General features: G+C 61.2%; 19 protein-coding genes and 1 other RNA gene. 12 read left to right on the top strand and 8 right to left on the bottom strand.

The annotated features are described in order from the left end of the window. The first annotated feature begins 18 nt into the window (after positions 1–18). The 3 genes from ACR0BA_RS06985 to rnpB all read left to right on the top strand — a co-directional run bounded on the left by ACR0BA_RS06985 (position 19) and on the right by rnpB (position 1,851). Positions 19–717, top strand: coding sequence for a hypothetical protein (locus ACR0BA_RS06985; RefSeq protein ID WP_093964748.1), 699 nt, complete (start codon positions 19–21; stop codon positions 715–717). Continuing rightward, complete coding sequence (locus ACR0BA_RS06980; RefSeq protein WP_480727062.1) at positions 701–1,423, top strand: N-acetylmuramoyl-L-alanine amidase; 723 nt, start codon at positions 701–703, stop codon at positions 1,421–1,423. The genes ACR0BA_RS06985 and ACR0BA_RS06980 overlap by 17 nt, the downstream gene beginning before the upstream one ends. A gap of 12 nt (positions 1,424–1,435) precedes the next feature. Next, positions 1,436–1,851: RNase P RNA component class A (gene rnpB / locus ACR0BA_RS06975), an RNA gene on the top strand. 7 nt (positions 1,852–1,858) lie between these two features. On the opposite strand, the gene ACR0BA_RS06970 is transcribed toward rnpB, so the two are convergent. The 3 genes from ACR0BA_RS06970 to ACR0BA_RS06960 all read right to left on the bottom strand — a co-directional run bounded on the left by ACR0BA_RS06970 (position 1,859) and on the right by ACR0BA_RS06960 (position 3,745). Next, on the bottom strand, positions 1,859–2,191 hold the full coding sequence (locus tag ACR0BA_RS06970; protein WP_480727060.1) for a GYD domain-containing protein: 333 nt from the start codon (positions 2,189–2,191) through the stop codon (positions 1,859–1,861). A 77-nt stretch (positions 2,192–2,268) separates the two neighbouring features. Next, positions 2,269–3,129: a DUF2182 domain-containing protein gene (locus ACR0BA_RS06965; protein ID WP_480727058.1), complete on the bottom strand. Its 861-nt coding sequence runs from the start codon at positions 3,127–3,129 to the stop codon at positions 2,269–2,271. Next, positions 3,110–3,745 (bottom strand): DUF1326 domain-containing protein, encoded by a 636-nt coding sequence (locus ACR0BA_RS06960; RefSeq protein ID WP_480727056.1) that lies wholly within the window; start codon positions 3,743–3,745, stop codon positions 3,110–3,112. Before ACR0BA_RS06960 ends, ACR0BA_RS06965 begins: the two co-directional genes overlap by 20 nt. Before the next feature lie 292 nt (positions 3,746–4,037). Here ACR0BA_RS06960 and rpmG point away from each other — a divergent pair, with 292 nt between their 5' ends. Together rpmG and ACR0BA_RS06950 are read left to right on the top strand one after the other, a co-directional pair. Then, positions 4,038–4,205 carry a 50S ribosomal protein L33 gene (rpmG, locus tag ACR0BA_RS06955; RefSeq protein ID WP_007799108.1) on the top strand — a complete coding sequence of 56 codons (168 nt, stop codon included), beginning with the start codon at positions 4,038–4,040 and terminating at the stop codon, positions 4,203–4,205. A gap of 219 nt (positions 4,206–4,424) precedes the next feature. Beyond that, on the top strand, positions 4,425–4,931 hold the full coding sequence (locus tag ACR0BA_RS06950; RefSeq protein WP_170340151.1) for a lipoprotein: 507 nt from the start codon (positions 4,425–4,427) through the stop codon (positions 4,929–4,931). Between the two features lie 140 nt (positions 4,932–5,071). Here the strand turns inward: ACR0BA_RS06950 and ACR0BA_RS06945 are convergent, their stop codons facing one another. Both ACR0BA_RS06945 and ACR0BA_RS06940 read right to left on the bottom strand, forming a co-directional pair. Then, on the bottom strand, positions 5,072–5,809 hold the full coding sequence (locus ACR0BA_RS06945) for a Bax inhibitor-1/YccA family protein (RefSeq protein WP_170340154.1): 738 nt from the start codon (positions 5,807–5,809) through the stop codon (positions 5,072–5,074). 173 nt (positions 5,810–5,982) lie between these two features. Further along, positions 5,983–6,198, bottom strand: coding sequence for a DUF1127 domain-containing protein (locus tag ACR0BA_RS06940; protein WP_170340757.1), 216 nt, complete (start codon positions 6,196–6,198; stop codon positions 5,983–5,985). A gap of 127 nt (positions 6,199–6,325) precedes the next feature. Between ACR0BA_RS06940 and ACR0BA_RS06935 the strand changes: the two genes are divergently transcribed. Then, positions 6,326–7,207, top strand: coding sequence for a LysR family transcriptional regulator (locus ACR0BA_RS06935; RefSeq protein WP_093965049.1), 882 nt, complete (start codon positions 6,326–6,328; stop codon positions 7,205–7,207). Between the two features lie 5 nt (positions 7,208–7,212). Here ACR0BA_RS06935 and ACR0BA_RS06930 read toward each other — a convergent pair whose 3' ends face one another. Beyond that, positions 7,213–8,169, bottom strand: coding sequence for an NADPH:quinone oxidoreductase family protein (locus ACR0BA_RS06930; protein ID WP_480727054.1), 957 nt, complete (start codon positions 8,167–8,169; stop codon positions 7,213–7,215). 301 nt (positions 8,170–8,470) lie between these two features. Between ACR0BA_RS06930 and ACR0BA_RS06925 the strand changes: the two genes are divergently transcribed. The 3 genes from ACR0BA_RS06925 (at position 8,471) to ACR0BA_RS06915 (ending at position 11,126) form a co-directional block, all read left to right on the top strand. Then, entirely contained in the window at positions 8,471–8,842 is a 372-nt protein-coding gene (locus tag ACR0BA_RS06925) for a helix-turn-helix domain-containing protein (RefSeq protein ID WP_093964756.1), read from the top strand. A gap of 44 nt (positions 8,843–8,886) precedes the next feature. Next, on the top strand, positions 8,887–9,678 hold the full coding sequence (gene hisN, locus ACR0BA_RS06920; RefSeq protein ID WP_480727052.1) for a histidinol-phosphatase: 792 nt from the start codon (positions 8,887–8,889) through the stop codon (positions 9,676–9,678). A gap of 113 nt (positions 9,679–9,791) precedes the next feature. Further along, positions 9,792–11,126 carry an 8-oxoguanine deaminase gene (locus tag ACR0BA_RS06915; protein WP_480727050.1) on the top strand — a complete coding sequence of 445 codons (1,335 nt, stop codon included), beginning with the start codon at positions 9,792–9,794 and terminating at the stop codon, positions 11,124–11,126. Positions 11,127–11,133: 7 nt separating this feature from the next. On the opposite strand, the gene guaD is transcribed toward ACR0BA_RS06915, so the two are convergent. Continuing rightward, positions 11,134–12,423 carry a guanine deaminase gene (gene guaD, locus ACR0BA_RS06910; protein ID WP_480727049.1) on the bottom strand — a complete coding sequence of 430 codons (1,290 nt, stop codon included), beginning with the start codon at positions 12,421–12,423 and terminating at the stop codon, positions 11,134–11,136. 138 nt (positions 12,424–12,561) lie between these two features. Here guaD and mgtE point away from each other — a divergent pair, with 138 nt between their 5' ends. After that, the gene (gene mgtE, locus ACR0BA_RS06905) at positions 12,562–13,956 is read left to right on the top strand and encodes a magnesium transporter (protein WP_480727048.1); all 1,395 of its coding nucleotides are present in this window, start codon (positions 12,562–12,564) and stop codon (positions 13,954–13,956) included. After that, positions 13,953–14,510, top strand: coding sequence for a 5-formyltetrahydrofolate cyclo-ligase (locus ACR0BA_RS06900; protein WP_093964760.1), 558 nt, complete (start codon positions 13,953–13,955; stop codon positions 14,508–14,510). Before mgtE ends, ACR0BA_RS06900 begins: the two co-directional genes overlap by 4 nt. Before the next feature lie 3 nt (positions 14,511–14,513). Here ACR0BA_RS06900 and ACR0BA_RS06895 read toward each other — a convergent pair whose 3' ends face one another. Further along, positions 14,514–14,744 (bottom strand): putative hemolysin, encoded by a 231-nt coding sequence (locus ACR0BA_RS06895; protein WP_093965053.1) that lies wholly within the window; start codon positions 14,742–14,744, stop codon positions 14,514–14,516. A gap of 128 nt (positions 14,745–14,872) precedes the next feature. Here ACR0BA_RS06895 and ACR0BA_RS06890 point away from each other — a divergent pair, with 128 nt between their 5' ends. Continuing rightward, the gene (locus ACR0BA_RS06890; protein WP_170357221.1) at positions 14,873–15,685 is read left to right on the top strand and encodes a TIGR00282 family metallophosphoesterase; all 813 of its coding nucleotides are present in this window, start codon (positions 14,873–14,875) and stop codon (positions 15,683–15,685) included. Positions 15,686–15,737: the final 52 nt, after the last annotated feature.

The following is a 15,737-nucleotide window of genomic DNA, read 5'->3' as shown; positions in this document are numbered from 1 at the left end:
CGAGGACGGAGCAGTTCCATGCGCAAAATGCTTCTCATTCCGGCCTTCGGGTTCGTCGCGGCTTGCGATACCGTGGCACCAGTCACGGACTCCGGCTTCAATACGCCGCAGTATCAGGCCGAACGCGAGGCGCAGCTGGCCGGGCAGGGCGCAGCAGGCAACCCGCTGCTGCCGCCCCCGGCCATTTCGCAGGAGCAGTTGAATGCCGAAGCCGGTCCTGCCCCCTTCACGACGGGCGATAGCGCCACGGACATTGCCAACCAGACCGCGGCGGCATTGGCGAGCACATCGGCGCAGCCGACTGCACCGGTGGCCGTAAGCTCAAACGGCATTTCGAACGAGCAGGATTTCGCAGCGGTTTCAAGCAGCCGCAGCATCCAGGATGATGCCGCGCTGATTCAGCAGAACCGTCAGACATACGAGGTTGTCGCGCCGACGGCGGTTCCTCAGCGCGGGTCGGACGGACAGCCCAATATCGTCCAATATGCTCTGACTACGACCAATCCAGTTGGAACACAGCTCTACAGCCGAGCTGGGTTCAATTTGCAGGCCAAGGCACAACGCAACTGCGCGGGATACGCATCGCCTGACCAGGCACAGATCGATTTCCTGGCCAATGGTGGCCCCCAGCGCGACCGCAAGGGCCTGGACCCGGATGGCGACGGATTTGCCTGCGGCTGGGACCCCAGCCCGTTCCGCAGTGCCGTCGGCAACTGAGTTCTCGCCGATCTGGCACCCATCCCCCAATTTCGGCCCCCGCCGGGATGGGTTGAAGCCGTCGCTGGTGGTGCTTCACTACACCGCGATGAACAGCGCTCAAGCCGCGCTGGAGCGTTTGTGCGACCCGGACTCCGAGGTATCGGCCCACTATCTGATCGGCTGCGACGGAACGCTCTGGCAGATGGTCCGTGAGGAAGATCGCGCTTGGCACGCCGGTGCAGGCGCGTGGCGGGGGTTCAGCGACATCAATTCCCGCTCCATCGGGATCGAACTCGACAATCGCGGCGATCATCCTTTCTCCGAACCGCAGATGGCGGTATTGGAAAACCTGCTTTCACATCTGCAAGAGCGGTTGGGGATCAAGCCCTGGAACGTTATCGCCCATTCGGACATGGCCCCCGAGCGAAAGCTTGATCCCGGTCCCAAGTTTGATTGGGATCGTCTCGCGCACCAGAAACTGGCGGCCGGGCCGGCCGTTCTGAAGGGTATATGCCTTGATGAATTGCCGCCAGACGACCAATACTTTGCATTGGTTGCCAAGAGGGCCGGGTACCCCAAAGCCCCTGCCGCGGATCTGCTGAAAGCGTTCCGAAGCCGGTTTGCCCCGTGGCGGCGCGGGCCCCTGTCCAAGAAGGATATGGGCGACATCGAACGACTGGCTGGTTTGATGGAACACCTTGACGGTATTCGGGTGGACGTTTAACCCGGCAACCGCGCGGAGGGCCGGATGGCCGCTGGGGCTCAGGCCCGAGAGGAAAGTCCGGACTCCACAAGGCAACGGTGCCGGGTAACGCCCGGGCGGGGAAACCCGACGGAAAGCGCCACAGAAAACAGACCGCCATGACGGATCGGAGGTTCGCCTCTGGCAACTCATGGCAAGGGTGAAACGGTGGAGTAAGAGCCCACCGCGCCGCTGGCAACAGCGGCGGCACGGCAAGCCCCACCGGGAGCAATGCCGAATAGGGTCCCCGCGCGGGCCGGTCGGCGTCAGCCGATACCGCCGCTAGGCTCGCCTTGGCCGAGAGGGACCGGGTTGGCAGCTCGAGCCGCGCAGCAATGCCCGGCCTAGAGGAATGGTCATCGAAGGGGGCAACCCCGGAACAGGATCCGGCTTACAGGCCCTCCGCGCGTATCTTCTTCATCCTCCGGGCGGTGTGTAGGCCGCGACCAGTTTCGAGGCTTTCTCGGTGATGGTAACAAATTCGTCGGCCGACCAGGCCCGAACCGTTTCGACACGCGAAACCGCCCCCGAAGCCGCAACGGCCATACCAACGGCCACGGCATCCGTTCCGTCCGGAGCTTCGCTGATGACCACCACGTCATTGCTTCCGGTCGTCACGTAGAACGCCAGCAGTTTGCCGCCAACCTTCTCCAGCAGCGCCGCCACCGGCCCGGTGCGGTTTTCCGGTTTCTTCAGCATCCCTTTGACACCGGCGTTGGAATAAGAGGCATAAGTGATGAAGACAGGCATGACGATCTCCTCGTGAACGAAATGTGCAGAGCGCTCCAATTGGCCGGCTCCTTGGCCCGGAAGACAGGCTTGCCGCATCAAACCAATGCGGTGATCGACACCCAGGCTCCCAATCCGATCAAAACGACACCGACGACCGGCGTCAGCCATCCCGCCCGGGGCAACAGCTTTTCCAGCGCGACGTAGACGGCGATTGCGACGATCCACCAAAGGTTCATGATGCCGCCGACGAACAGTAGTGCCATCAAGGCCCAGCAGCAGCCCAAGCAGTAGGCTCCGTGCAGGGTGCCGCATCGAAACGCACCCCAATGCCCGGGCCGGTTGTGGCGGGTCAGAAAGGCAGCCGGGCTCTGACAATGGCGGAGGCACGCGGATTTCAACCCGCTGAACTGATACATCCCGGCAGCACAGAGAACGATGCCCGCCAGGATTCCGGACCGGATGGTCATCATCGGGCCATCCATCGCTCCGATCTGTTGCAGGCCCCATTGCAGTCCGGTTGCCCCAAGGCTGAACACGGCCCAGGCAAAAAGATACCCCGACAGAAAGGCCAATCCGAAGCTGGCGCTGCGCTGCCTGTCGGGTCCAACCCGTTTCAACGCCACAAACAATAGGGCAGTCGGGGCCGCGCTGGGCGTCATCATTGCGACCATCATCACCCACCACATGGCAAAGACCAATGCGGCGTACCAAAGCGTCCAGACGGCACCGGCCCCCATCAACATGGGCTGGCCAATTGGACCGGCCATCCGAGTCATCTCGACGGCCGACATCTGCATCCCGACACCGGCGACCGTGTACCAGACCGCACCCGAAACGATCAGAAGGACACTTCCAGCGACGATCAGACGTTCTTTTCGCAGTACTCGCTCGAGGCTGATCGTTCGGGCAGGGCGGGCCTGTTCTGACGCGTCTGCACTATGGCCCGACAACGCCATGACCTGAGATGTTTAAATGCGCCAGATGGGCATGTGAGGACTCGAAAGTCAGGTTTATGGCTGAACCGCTTGTCCTGGCCGTTCCCGATGCGACCTCGGCGTGGCGGTATTCGAAGCCATGCGGCAACTGGATCGACGCGCGATGCGGTTGGCCCGAGACGATATGGGCGATCGGCTTGACGTCCACGTCGAACACGTTCTTGACCTTCGCGTAGCCGGTCCGGTCTTCGCGGCTCCAGTTCACGTCGAGTTCAGCAAACAGTGTCTCATGCTTGGTCGGCGCCATGGCGCTGTAGACATACCACATGGTGGCCATTTCATCGGTGTCCTCACCGGACATGATGGCCTGCAGGGCGGCCCGCTGATCGGCGTCCGCCCGTTCGTCGATGATCAGTTGCATCTGCCCGTTGCCCTCGTGAATCGGGCCTGGCCAGTGGTAGACACCCGCAGCCCGCAGGCCGGAAAGATCCGTGTCCCCGTAGTGGCCGCTTGTGATGTCAAAGACGACCACGGCCTCGCAATTCCCGTGACTGGGCAGGCTGCTGAACTGGCAGGGGCAACCGAAATCACAGTTGCAATTGGCCAGAGTCTCGCCCTGAAGTTTCCATTCTGTCATGATTTCCCCCAAGCAGACGTACAAGAAAACTCTGCCGACAGAGGGTCTTGCCCGGTTTCGCTGCCTCACGCCGCACAACCTTGGACCGCGGCGTTCTGGGATGCTGTGACGCGATCATATCACGAAACCGTGATCTGTCCAAACCGGGCGCTGATCCACTGTGTGTCGGATACTGTGATTTGTGTTGAAACACCGCCGATTCCGGTTGACTCGGGCGCGCGACCGGGTAAAAGCGCACGCTCATAGGAATTCAACCGAAAGGCCCCTGCCTTTCCGGACGCAGGAGATAACCATGGCGAAGCCGACGACAATCAAGATCCGTCTGAACTCGACCGCGGGCACGGGCCACTTCTACGTGACCAAAAAGAACGCTCGCACCATGACCGAGAAAATGACCGTTCGTAAGTACGACCCGGTCGTTCGGAAGCATGTCGAGTACAAGGAAGGCAAGATCAAGTAATCTGCCTTTTTTCGACGCGAAAGCTTAGGGGGTTCTGCTTCGGCAGAACCCTTTTTCGTTGTTTTGACCGTGTCGTGTAGCCCTGACGCCGCCCGATCCGGCCGTTTCGGGCCGTTGCAGAGGCGCATCAGGCCGACAGGTATTCTGATTGGTGTTGGCTTGCTTTTTTGCCCCGCCTGCCAGTACGGTTCAGCAAACCGCCACAAAATGTTGAGCGCCATGAAAAAAATCTTGTTGCCCGCAATCGCCATTCTGACACTTTCGGCCTGTGAGGACCCGTTCAACCGCCAAGGCGTCGGGTTCACCGGCATTGATGGCGAACCAAGAACCGTTTCGGACGTCAAAGGCGCCGTTGCCTTTGTTCCGCCTGCGACGAACGTTCCGGCTGAGTTGGCTGAATTGCCGACCATTCAGGCCAGCACTGACAAGACAGAATTCGACAAGGTCGCGGGCGTTGCCATCGACAATGGCGGACGGTCCGACACCACGGCCGTACAGTTGACCGGCAGCAGCAGCACCATGTTCCTGAGCACGGTGAGCGTGAACGGAACCCTGTTCGGCGTGTTGCGCACCGAAAACAACAGCACCAAGGTGGACAACTCGGTTGGGGCCGCGTTCGGCAGCCAGACCGAGCGCTTTACCGGCTGTCTGCCTGCCGGCGACGTATACCGCAAGGGCGGGTCGTCGCGCAGCTCGGGTTTCGCGGTTCCGCTGAACTGCAGCTGATCGGATCCGTTGCGATTACAATGATGTAAGGCCCTTGCCATTTGGCTGGGGCCTTTTTCTTTGGGCTGGCTTTACTTGCACCTGAACAAAAAAAAGGCGGGCCATTCGGGCCCGCCCTTTGATTTGGTGTTCCGGCAGTCTTACTCGCGATTGCCGAGCAGCTGCAGCAGGAACATGAACATGTTGATGAAGTCCAGGTACAGGTTCAGCGCACCCATGATGGCGGCCTTGCCCAGCCACTCCTGATCGCCCGCATGGGCCATCTGGATGTAGGTGGTCTTGATCTTCTGCGTGTCATAGGCGGTGAGGCCCGCAAAGATCAGAACACCCAGGATCGACACGGCGAACATGATGGCCGGCGATTGCAGGAACAGGTTGATGACCATGGCCACAATCAGGCCGATCACACCCATCATCAGGAAGGTGCCCATACCGGACAGGTCCTTCTTGGTGACGTAACCGTACAGCGACAGACCGGCGAAGGCGATCGAGGTCACCAGAAAGACCTGGGCGATCGAAATGCCGGTGAAGGCCACGAAGATCCAGCTGAGCGACAGGCCCATCACCGCCGCAAAGGCGTAGAAGAACAATTGGGCGCCAGCTGCGCTGAGGCGGTTGATGGCCGCACCGAAGGCAAACACCATGATCAGCGGGGCGAACATGACGATCCAGCCCAAGATGTTCGGGCTAAGGGTCACCGGATCGCGGAATACTGACAACAGTTGCGGGCTGGTGCCGACGGCCCATGCAACCGCAAAGGTGATCAGCATGCCCACGGACATCGTGCCGTAGACCTTGTTCATGTGGGCGCGCAGGCCCTCGTCAATCTCGGCAGCGCGCGCGCCGGTCGCCGTCCGGATCGTATCGAATTGTGCCATAGAGGTCTCCCTTGAATTCAGCTTTCAGCCCCCGGTTGCGGGGCGATTTCCCTGCAAATATCGGAGAGTGTAGCGCATGTTTCAAGGGTTTTGGGGTCAAAACTCAGCAATATGGTCAACAATTTCAGCGCCGCTTTGGAAGGTGGCGCTGAAATCCGTTGCAGGCCGTGCATTCAGGGCCGCTTGCGCCAGGTTTCGGGCGCGTCCCAGAACGGGCGGGATGCTTCTGTCAGGGCCTCTGATCGGGTGATCCCGATGTCTTGCAGGGCGCGGTCATCCAGCCGGGCCAGCTCCCGCCGTTGATGAGCGGCCGCAAGCATACGCTGAAACCAATTGCCCGTTCTGATCGATGCCGAGGCACAGGGTCGGTGTGCTGCAATTTGGGTCATGGCTTATGTCCTTTCATCGGTAGGTGATGTAAAGCCGTTTTTGCATCAACGTCCTTGAACTATATGGCGGGTTGTGGCATATTTTAAAAATGAATGTTTTTGAATTCATCCATAAGGATTGTTGATGATGCGGAACCTGGACATCACCACCCTGCGCTCATTCGTGGCGGTCGCGGACCACGGGGGCGTAACGCGCGCCGCCGGTTTCCTGCATCTGACACAGTCGGCTGTGTCCATGCAGCTGAAACGTCTGGAAGAGTTGTTGGGCCTGGAATTGCTGGACCGGTCTGGGCGCACCATCGCGTTGACGGCCTCTGGCGAACAGCTGTTGGCTTATGCCCGGCGAATGGTGGCGTTGAACGACGAGGTCATCTCGAAGCTGACCGATCAGGCCTTTGAGGGCGAGGTGGTGCTTGGGGTGCCGCACGATATCGTCTACCCGGCCATTCCACGGGTTCTGCAGCGGTTCAATGCCGATTTCCCCCGCGTGCGCGTGCAGTTGGTTTCGTCCTATTCAATCCAGTTGAAAGAGATGTTTCGGCGTGGTGAATGTGATGTGATCCTGACGACCGAGGCTGCGAATTCGGACGGCGGTGAAACCATTGCAGAGCTGCCTCTGCGCTGGATCGGCGCGTCAGGAGGCTCGGCTTGGCGACGGCGGCCGCTTCCGTTGGCGCTGGGTCGGCGCTGCCTCTTCCGGCCTCAGGTCATTGCCGCCTTGGATGCAGCAGGCATTCCATGGGAGCTGTCGGTTGAAACCGAGAACGACCGCACGATCGAGGCAACCGTCAGCGCGGACCTCGCCGTCCACGCCATGCTTGAGGGGACCGAGGCGGCACATCTGGAGAAGATCGATTCAGGTGGGGTTCTGCCCGAGTTGCCGGCGCATATGATCAACCTTTACGGAGGCGATCAGGGGCGCGGCGAAGTGGTGGAGGCCCTCGCTGCGCTGGTGCGGCAGAACTTCCACATGCTTGGTGGTACACCACTGCGCGCCGTGGTGGGCTGATCCGGTCAGATCGTGATGACGACTTTCCCGGTCGACTTTCGTTCCTTCAGCAGAGCCATGCCCTGCGCCACTTCGGACAGCGGCAGGCTGTGGCTGATATGGGGCCGGATGCGTCCCTCGGCATGCCAGGCAAAGAGGGTCTCAAAGCTGTTGCGAACGACCTCGGGCCGGAACCTCAGATAGCCACCGATGTAGAACCCGATCACGGTCAGGTTCTTCACCAGCAAATGATTGGCCGGTATCTGCGGGACTTCGCCGCCGGCAAAACCTATCGGCAGCAGGCGGCCTTCGGGATTGGTCGCCCGGAAGGCAGCCTTGAACACGTCGCCACCGATGGCGTCATAGACAACGTCTGCGCCACCCAATGCCAGCACGCGCTCGCGCAGATCTTCGTCCGCGTCGATTAGGTGATCGGCCCCGGCCGCGCGGGCGACCGCCAGTTTATTGGCGCCACGGGCCTGTGCGATCACCGTCGCGCCCATAAGCTTGCCGATCTCGACCGCCGTCAGCCCGACACCGCCGGCGGCACCGGTCACCAAAAGGGTCTCGCCCGGCTGCAGTCGCGCCCGATGGTCCAGCGCCATTTGGCTGGTGCCGTAGGCGATCTGGATGGCTGCCGCATCTTCAAAGCTGCACGACCGGGGGATGAGTACGGCACGGTCGGCGTCAAAAACCCCGAATTGCGCCAATCCGCCCTGGCCTGAGTATACCGCGACCCGGTCTCCGGGCTTCAGATGGCTGACCCCTGCGCCGATCGCGTCTACGACCCCCGCAACCTCAAGCCCCAATGTGAAAGGGGCCGCTGGCGTATCCTGATACGTGCCCTTCTGCATCAGAAGATCGGCAAAGTTCAGCCCGCAGGCGCGAATGGCCACGCGGATCTGGCCTTCGGCGGGTGCGGGCACGGGTATCTCGCGCAATTTGGCCTGCTCTTCGGCAGACTGGATCTGGTAGGCCAGCATCTCAAATCTCCATGTTGGCGCCATTGATCGGGGCCGCCCCTGACTTGTCAATCATTCCGGAAGGGAACGGCCCGGGCGTCGTTGTCGCACTGGCCAAATCGTGCACAACCGTAAACCTTCCTTCGGGCGCGCAGATTCAACCATCTTGAAAATTTTCCAAAAAGCGGCAATATTGCTTGTCAGTGCTGTTTCGGGGGGCACGTTCCGTATTAGAGAGTTTTTTACAAGCGTCTCGCTAGTGTGCGGTCATGGTTCAGTTAGCGTTTTCCCGGGCGGTTGTGTGTAACAGAGGAGAATACCAATGACCCATCACGTCGATGTCCATGTGGGCAAGCGCGTACGGCATCGCCGCTGGTTGATTGGCATGACGCAGCAGCAGCTGGCACAGCAGGTCGGTATCAAGTTCCAGCAGATCCAGAAATACGAAACCGGGGCCAACCGCATCAGCGCATCACGCCTGTGGGACATTGCCGAAGCTCTGGACGTTCCGGTCAGCTTTTTCTTTGAAGGTCTGGAGGACGCCCAAAAGGAAGACTCGGGCAAGAAATCGGTTCCCGCTGATCTGATGGGCGACAAGGAAGCGTTGGATCTGGTTCGGTCCTACTACGCGATCCCGGAAAACCAGCGCCGGCGCCTGTTTGAGCTTGCGCGCGTTCTCAGCGACGTGGCCTGAGACCGGGACTTGACTTCGCACAGGGCTGAGCGCACCAGTGGCTTATGACCAAAGCCTCTGCAAGTGACCTTGAAGTTGCCGAGAAAATGGCCGACGCGGCGCGTGCGGCCATTTTGCCGTATTTTCGCCAGTCGAATCTTGAAACCTCAAACAAGCTGCAAGGCGGGTATGACCCTGTGACCGTGGCCGATCGCGAAGCCGAGCAGGCCATGCGATCCGTTCTGGCCGAGCTCCGCCCCGACGACGGCATCTTGGGCGAGGAGTACGGTGCGGTCGAAGGCAAATCGGGGCGAACCTGGGTGTTGGACCCGATCGACGGCACCCGCGGTTTCGTCAGCGGCACACCGACATGGGGCGTTCTGATCGCGCTAGGCGACGATAGCGGGCCGATCATGGGGGTGATTGACCAACCCTATATCGGCGAACGGTTTGTGGGTCATGCAGACGGTGCGTTCATGACCGGTCCTCTGGGCAGAACCAGCTTGGCGACCCGTCGGACGGATGCCTTGCGGGACGCAATCCTGTTCACGACATTCCCCGAAGTTGGCACGACCGCCGAAGGAGACGCCTTTCGCGCCGTGGCTGGACAGGTGCAACTGACGCGCTACGGCATGGACTGCTACGCATACGCGCTGCTGGCGGCCGGGCAGGTCGACCTGGTGATCGAGGCTGGACTGAACGCGTATGACATTCAGGCACCGATAGCGGTGATCGAGGCCGCCGGCGGCGTAGTGACCGACTGGCAGGGTGGGCCGGCCCATCAGGGGGGGCGGGCACTGGCGGCTGCGAACCCTGAGATCCACGCCGCGACCCTCGAGATTCTGCGCGGCTTCTGACGACGGTTGCCGCTGCGGCCGCGATTGATTAGGGTCGTCGCGCCGGTTCTTGCGCCCGTTTTCCACCGGCACACGCATTTCTGGCATGAGGCGGGCAGATGCAGGAGTGCGAGATGCCCGAAATCCTTCTTAGAAACGCCGATGCGATCCTGACCATGGACGACAACCGGCAAGAACTGGCCGGCGCCGATTTGCTGATCCGTGACGGGCAGATTGCCCGCATCGGCCAAGGTTTGACCACCGACGGAGAGGTGCATGACCTCAGCGGCTGTGTCGTGACGCCGGGATTGGTCAATACCCACCACCATCTCTACCAGACACTTACCCGAGCTGTTCCGGCGGGCCAGGATGCGCTGCTCTTTGGCTGGCTGCAGACGCTCTATCCGATCTGGGCGCGGTTCGGTCCCGACGAGATGTTCACTTCGGCTCAGATCGGCCTGGCTGAGTTGGCCTTGTCGGGCTGCACGCTCAGTTCCGACCATCTGTACCTGTATCCGAATGGGTCCCGCTTGGATGACACGATCGCGGCCGCTGCGGAGGTGGGGCTGCGGTTCCATCCGACCCGCGGCGCGATGAGCATCGGCGAAAGCGACGGGGGTCTGCCACCCGATACGTTGGTCGAGGCCGAGGCCGACATCCTGAATGACATGATCCGTGTGGTCGATGCGTTCCATGACCCGTCCGAAGGCTCAATGTGCAGGGTTGGACTTGCGCCCTGTTCACCCTTTTCGGTCAGTCGGGATCTGATGCGCGACACCGCACTGCTGGCACGGGACAAGGGGGTCATGCTGCACACCCATCTGGCGGAAAACGACGAGGATATACTGTATTCAGAATCCCAGTTTGGCTGTCGACCCGGCCAGTATGCCGAGGAACTTGGCTGGATCGGCCCCGATGTCTGGCACGCCCATTGCGTGAAGCTGGACGGGGCAGAGATCGACCTGTTCTCTCGGTCACGCACCGGGGTTGCGCACTGTCCCTGTTCGAATTGCCGTCTGGGCTCGGGGATCGCGCCGGTGCGCGCGATGCGTGACAACGGGGTCAGGGTTGGCTTGGGCGTTGACGGTTCCGCAAGCAACGACAGCGGCAACCTGATGGCCGAGGCGCGGCAGGCGATGCTTCTGCAACGCGTGGCGAACGGTGCCGATGCCATGTCGGCGCGCGAAGCTCTGGAAATTGCGACGCGGGGTGGGGCGGACGTGCTGAACCGGCCGGACTGCGGCCGCCTGATGCCGGGCAAACGTGCCGATATCGCTGTTTGGGACACAAGGGGTGTGGAATGCGCGGGCAGTTGGGACCCGGCCGCCCTGCTGCTGGCAGGTCCGGTGCACGTCAAACATCTGTTTGTCGAGGGGCGACAGGTCGTCCGGGACGGCAACATTGCCACATTCGATCTGCCGCGCGCGATCGAACGGCAGAACAGGTTGGCCCTCGCCTTGCAGGGCTGATCTGCCTTCAGGTCGAAACGCGCCGTCCGCCGATCCACACATCGGCGATGGCGCGGTCGTCGCCCATCATGATTGTCGGGAACACCGCCTCCCAAAGGGACTCGGCATTGGCTTCTCGCTGGGCAATCGCGGGGGTCGAGGCGAGGTCGAGCACGATCAGGTCCGCCTCCATTCCGAGGGCGATATTGCCGATGCGGTCGTCCATCCGCAGCGACCGGGCCGAGCCTGCGGTGCCCAGCCACAGCAGTTGCGCCGGGTGCAGCGGATGTCCGCGCAATTGGCCGATTTCATAGGCGGCCGCCATGGTCCGCAACATGGAAAAGCTGGACCCGCCGCCGGTGTCGGTTGCCAGGCCGATACGATGGCCATCCCGCATCAGCCCGTGCAAATCGAACAGACCCGAACCGATGAAAGTGTTCGAGGTGGGGCAATGGATCAGCGACGCATCGACCTCACGCAGGCGGTCTCGCTCGCGCGGTTCCAGATGGATCACGTGGCCATAGAGGCCATTCGCGCCGAGCAGTCCGAATTTTTCATAGGTGTCCAGGTAGTCACGCGCCTCGGGGAACAGCGCCCGAACCCATTCGATTTCGTCCGTCTGCTCGCTGAGATGCGTCTGCATGAGGCAGTCCGGGTGTTCTGCCCACAGCGCGCCCATTGCCTCAAGCTGTTCGCGGGTCGAGGTCGGGGAAAACCGCGGCGTGATCGCATAGGCTATCCGGTCGACACCTTGCCATTTTTCGATCAGAGCCTTGGACTGGTCATAGGCTGTTTGGGCCGTGTCCCGAAGACCGTCGGGCGCGTTGCGGTCCATGCAGGTCTTGCCGGCCACGACACGCTGACCGCGTTGCTGAGCGGCCGTGAAAAAGGCATCGACGCTTTCAGGATGAATGGTGCAGAAACTGCACATGGTCGTGGTGCCGTGTGCGGCGGTCAGGTCAAGATACCGGTTCGAAATCTCGGCAGCGTAGTCTGCATCACCGAACTTCATCTCTTCGGGAAAGGTGTAGGTGTTCAGCCAATCAATCAGCCGTTTGCCCCAACTCGCGATCATCGCCGTCTGGGGGTAGTGGACATGGGGGTCGACAAAACCAGCCAGGATCAGGTTATTACCATGATGATGAATGGCGGCCTCGGGGTGCGCGGTTTGCAGGTCAGCGGTACTTCCCAACTCCTGGATTTTCCCGCCCTCGATCAGAACGGCTTCGTGCAGCCGGACCGCCTGATCCGGTTGCGTTTCGAAGGGGGAGTGTTCGAAACTCAGTACGCGCCCTGTCAGAAGCGTCTTTTGCGCCATCCGCCGTGATCTCCGCCTTGGTGAATCCGGCTTGCAGCATAGGGATGTGAAAGATGCGGGTAAATCGCACCATTGTCATTGTTTTCCGGTAGCTGCTTCTTCTATTTAGGGGCCAATTCCCAGAACAAGGGGCAGCGCATGACGACCGGCACCGAAGACAACAAAACCGACCCCTCCCGCGATGATGACGTCTATGCGCTGGACCGGCGAACGGTTGCCGCAATCCTTTACGCCGTCGATGTCGAGGATCGCGAGAAGCTGATCGAGCTGATGGAGCCGCTGCACGCGGCCGACATTGCCGACCTTCTGGAACAGATCAACCCCTATGATCGGGCGCGGCTGATCCGCCTGTATGACCGGGAATTCGATGGGGACATTCTGTCTGAACTGGACGAATCCGTCCGCGAAGAGGTCATTGGAGTTCTGCGGCCCGACGTTCTGGCCGAAGCGGTCCGCGAGATGGAAAGCGACGATGTCGTGGACCTTCTGGAGGATCTGGAGGAGCCGCAGCAGGAAGCGGTGCTGGAGGCCCTTGAGGCCTCGGAACGGATCGCTGCCCTGCAGGCGCTGGCCTATCCCGAGAACTCGGCAGGCCGTCTGATGCAGCGCGAAGTGGTCATGGCTCCCGATCATTGGACGGTCGGGCAGGCGATCGACTACATGCGCTCGCAGGACGATCTGCCCGAGCAGTTTTATCACGTTGTTCTGGTCGATCCGCGGCTGAAGCCGGTGGCGCAAGTCATGTTGGGCAAGTTGATGGCCGCGCGGCGCGATACCAAGTTGCTGGACATCGCCGAGGACGAGTTCCACATCATCCCGGTCGATCAGGATGAAGAAGACGTTGCCTATGCATTCAACCAATACCACCTGATTTCCGCGCCGGTGGTGGACAGTGACAAACGGCTGGTCGGGGTCATCACGATTGACGACGCGATGGCCGTTCTGGATGAAGAAATCGAGGAAGACATGCTGCGACTGGCAGGTGTCAGTGATGACAGCTCGATTTCAGACAGTGTTGCAGCAACCAGTCGTCGTCGTTTGCCCTGGCTGACGGTCAACCTGTGCACCGCCATTTGTGCCTCGCTGGTGATTTCACAGTTCGAGGCGGCAATCGAGCAGATCGTGGCGTTGGCGATTCTGATGCCCATCGTTGCCTCGATGGGTGGTAACGCCGGAACACAGTCTCTGACCGTTGCCGTGCGCGCGTTGGCGACCCGCGACCTGACGGGCTCGAACGTGGCGCGGGTCATCCGCCGAGAATTGCTGGTGGGCATGTTGAACGGACTGTGTTTCGCCATCGTTCTGGGGACGGTGGGGATGATGTGGTTTGAATCCCCGCTGCTGGGTGTCGTGATCGGTTCCGCCTTGGTCGTGAACATGATCATCGCCGGGTTCGCGGGTACGGTAGTACCGGTGGTGCTGGATCGCCTGGGTGTAGACCCGGCATTGGCCTCGGGAACCTTCGTTACGACCACGACGGATGTAATGGGGTTCTTCATCTTTCTAGGGCTTGCAAGCGTGGTGCTGCTGTGACCGATCTGACTGAAATCAAGGCCGCAGCGCGCAAGGCTGCCTTTGCCCGACGCAAAGCGGCCTTCGACGCGGGGCCGCCGGCCGCCGCGGGCCGCCTGTCCGAGGTGCTGGCCGGATTTCGTGGCGTTCCCCTGTCTGGCTACATGCCGATCCGCACCGAAATCGACCCGCTGCCCGCCATGGCCGAGGCCGCAGCCTATGGTCCCGTGGGTGTTCCGGTCATCCAGGGCGCCGGACGGCCTCTGCGGTTTTCGCGCTGGACACCCGAAGGGCCGCTGAAAGATGGACCATTTGGCGCCAAGGTGCCGGAAACGGACGACTATTTTGATCCTGAAATCCTGATCGTGCCCCTTGTGGCATTCGATCCGCAAGGCGGGCGATTGGGCTATGGGGGCGGGTTTTATGACCGCACGCTTGAAGGGCTGCGCGCCAAACGTCCCACATTGGCCATCGGTTTCGCCTTCGACGCCCAAGAGGCCGAAGCCTTGCCGCTGGAACCGACGGACCAGCCGCTGGACATGATCGTTACCGAGACCAGGGTCCTGACGTTTTAGGCGTCAGTTCTCAAAGTGGCTCCGCAGATAGTCCCAGGCATCAACCTCGGTTCCATCCTCAAGGATGCACACGCCGTATTCCGATCCATCGGTGTTCTTGCGGATCTGATATTCGCCGCCGTTTTCGATGCAGAAGGTCGCGGCCGGATTTGCCATTGTCGTCTTGGTCGTCGCGTGGGCAAAGCTGCCCGAGATAGCGAGAGAGACAGCTGCGGTCAGGACTATGCGTTTCATCGAAATCTCCAAGTGAAAAACCGGTTGCGTCAGAATTGCAGGTTTCCTCCGGAATTCAACCCGCATGCGGCCCGCGAATTGCATCGTTCCGCCTTGTTATTGCCGTTTGCAGGGCCTAGGACCGCGATATGAGAATCTTGTTCCTAGGTGACGTCATGGGGCGCGCGGGGCGCGCCGCCGTTCAACAGCATCTGCCCCGTTTGCGCGACGAGTGGCGGCTGGATTTCGTGGTGGTCAATGGCGAGAATGCTTCGAACGGCATGGGGCTGACCGGCGATCATGCCAAGCTGCTGCTGGAGTCGGGCGCAGATTGTCTGACGTTGGGCGACCACGCTTTCGACCAGAAAGACATGCTGCAGTTCATCGAACGCGAACCCCGGATCGTGCGCCCTGTGAATTTCGCCAAGGGTGCTCCGGGTCGCGGACACCGACTGTTCACCGCGCCGGGCGGACGCAAGGTACTGGTGGTTCAGGTTCTGGGACAGGTGTTCATGAAACGGCCGTTCGACGATCCGTTCTCTGCGGTGGAACCGATCCTGAAGTCCCACCCGCGGGGCGGTCAGGCGCAGGCCATCATCGTGGACATGCATTGCGAGGCGACTTCGGAGAAGATGGCCATGGGCCACTATTGCGACGGACGCGCCAGCCTCGTCGTGGGAACCCATACCCATGTCCCGACCGCCGATGCCCAGATCCTGCCCGGCGGCACCGCTTACCTGACCGATGCGGGCATGTGCGGCGACTATGACTCGGTAATCGGAATGGACAAGCAGGAGCCGATGCGCCGCTTCATCACGGGGATGCCCAAGGCTCGGTTCACCCCGGCCAATGGCGAAGCGACGCTAAGCGGCGTTTTCGTAGAAACTGATGACCGTGACGGGCAAGCCAAGACGATCAGCATGGTCCGGGTTGGCGGGCGCCTGCAGCAGGCAGCACCGTGAACGCACGTCAGGCTTGCTCTGCGGCCTGCAATACGTGAAACTGACCCTCAGG

The organism is Ruegeria sp. CI5, assembly GCF_056536885.1.
This window is presented reverse-complemented; position numbering and strand designations above follow the sequence as displayed.

Excerpts from the sequence above, each read along its gene's own strand:
- ACR0BA_RS06890 (WP_170357221.1), top strand. The coding sequence starts at position 14,873 with ATGAGAATCTTGTTCCTAGGTGACGTCATGGGGCGCGCGGGGCGCGCC.
- ACR0BA_RS06960 (WP_480727056.1), bottom strand. The coding sequence starts at position 3,745 with ATGACAGAATGGAAACTTCAGGGCGAGACTCTGGCCAATTGCAACTGT.
- ACR0BA_RS06970 (WP_480727060.1), bottom strand. The coding sequence starts at position 2,191 with ATGCCTGTCTTCATCACTTATGCCTCTTATTCCAACGCCGGTGTCAAA.
- ACR0BA_RS06985 (WP_093964748.1), top strand. The coding sequence starts at position 19 with ATGCGCAAAATGCTTCTCATTCCGGCCTTCGGGTTCGTCGCGGCTTGC.
- ACR0BA_RS06940 (WP_170340757.1), bottom strand. The coding sequence starts at position 6,198 with ATGACCCAAATTGCAGCACACCGACCCTGTGCCTCGGCATCGATCAGA.
- ACR0BA_RS06915 (WP_480727050.1), top strand. The coding sequence starts at position 9,792 with ATGCCCGAAATCCTTCTTAGAAACGCCGATGCGATCCTGACCATGGAC.
- ACR0BA_RS06935 (WP_093965049.1), top strand. The coding sequence starts at position 6,326 with ATGCGGAACCTGGACATCACCACCCTGCGCTCATTCGTGGCGGTCGCG.
- ACR0BA_RS06950 (WP_170340151.1), top strand. The coding sequence starts at position 4,425 with ATGAAAAAAATCTTGTTGCCCGCAATCGCCATTCTGACACTTTCGGCC.
- rpmG (WP_007799108.1), top strand. The coding sequence starts at position 4,038 with ATGGCGAAGCCGACGACAATCAAGATCCGTCTGAACTCGACCGCGGGC.
- ACR0BA_RS06965 (WP_480727058.1), bottom strand. The coding sequence starts at position 3,129 with ATGGCGTTGTCGGGCCATAGTGCAGACGCGTCAGAACAGGCCCGCCCT.
- ACR0BA_RS06930 (WP_480727054.1), bottom strand. The coding sequence starts at position 8,169 with ATGCTGGCCTACCAGATCCAGTCTGCCGAAGAGCAGGCCAAATTGCGC.
- guaD (WP_480727049.1), bottom strand. The coding sequence starts at position 12,423 with ATGGCGCAAAAGACGCTTCTGACAGGGCGCGTACTGAGTTTCGAACAC.
- mgtE (WP_480727048.1), top strand. The coding sequence starts at position 12,562 with ATGACGACCGGCACCGAAGACAACAAAACCGACCCCTCCCGCGATGAT.
- ACR0BA_RS06945 (WP_170340154.1), bottom strand. The coding sequence starts at position 5,809 with ATGGCACAATTCGATACGATCCGGACGGCGACCGGCGCGCGCGCTGCC.
- ACR0BA_RS06895 (WP_093965053.1), bottom strand. The coding sequence starts at position 14,744 with ATGAAACGCATAGTCCTGACCGCAGCTGTCTCTCTCGCTATCTCGGGC.
- ACR0BA_RS06925 (WP_093964756.1), top strand. The coding sequence starts at position 8,471 with ATGACCCATCACGTCGATGTCCATGTGGGCAAGCGCGTACGGCATCGC.
- hisN (WP_480727052.1), top strand. The coding sequence starts at position 8,887 with ATGACCAAAGCCTCTGCAAGTGACCTTGAAGTTGCCGAGAAAATGGCC.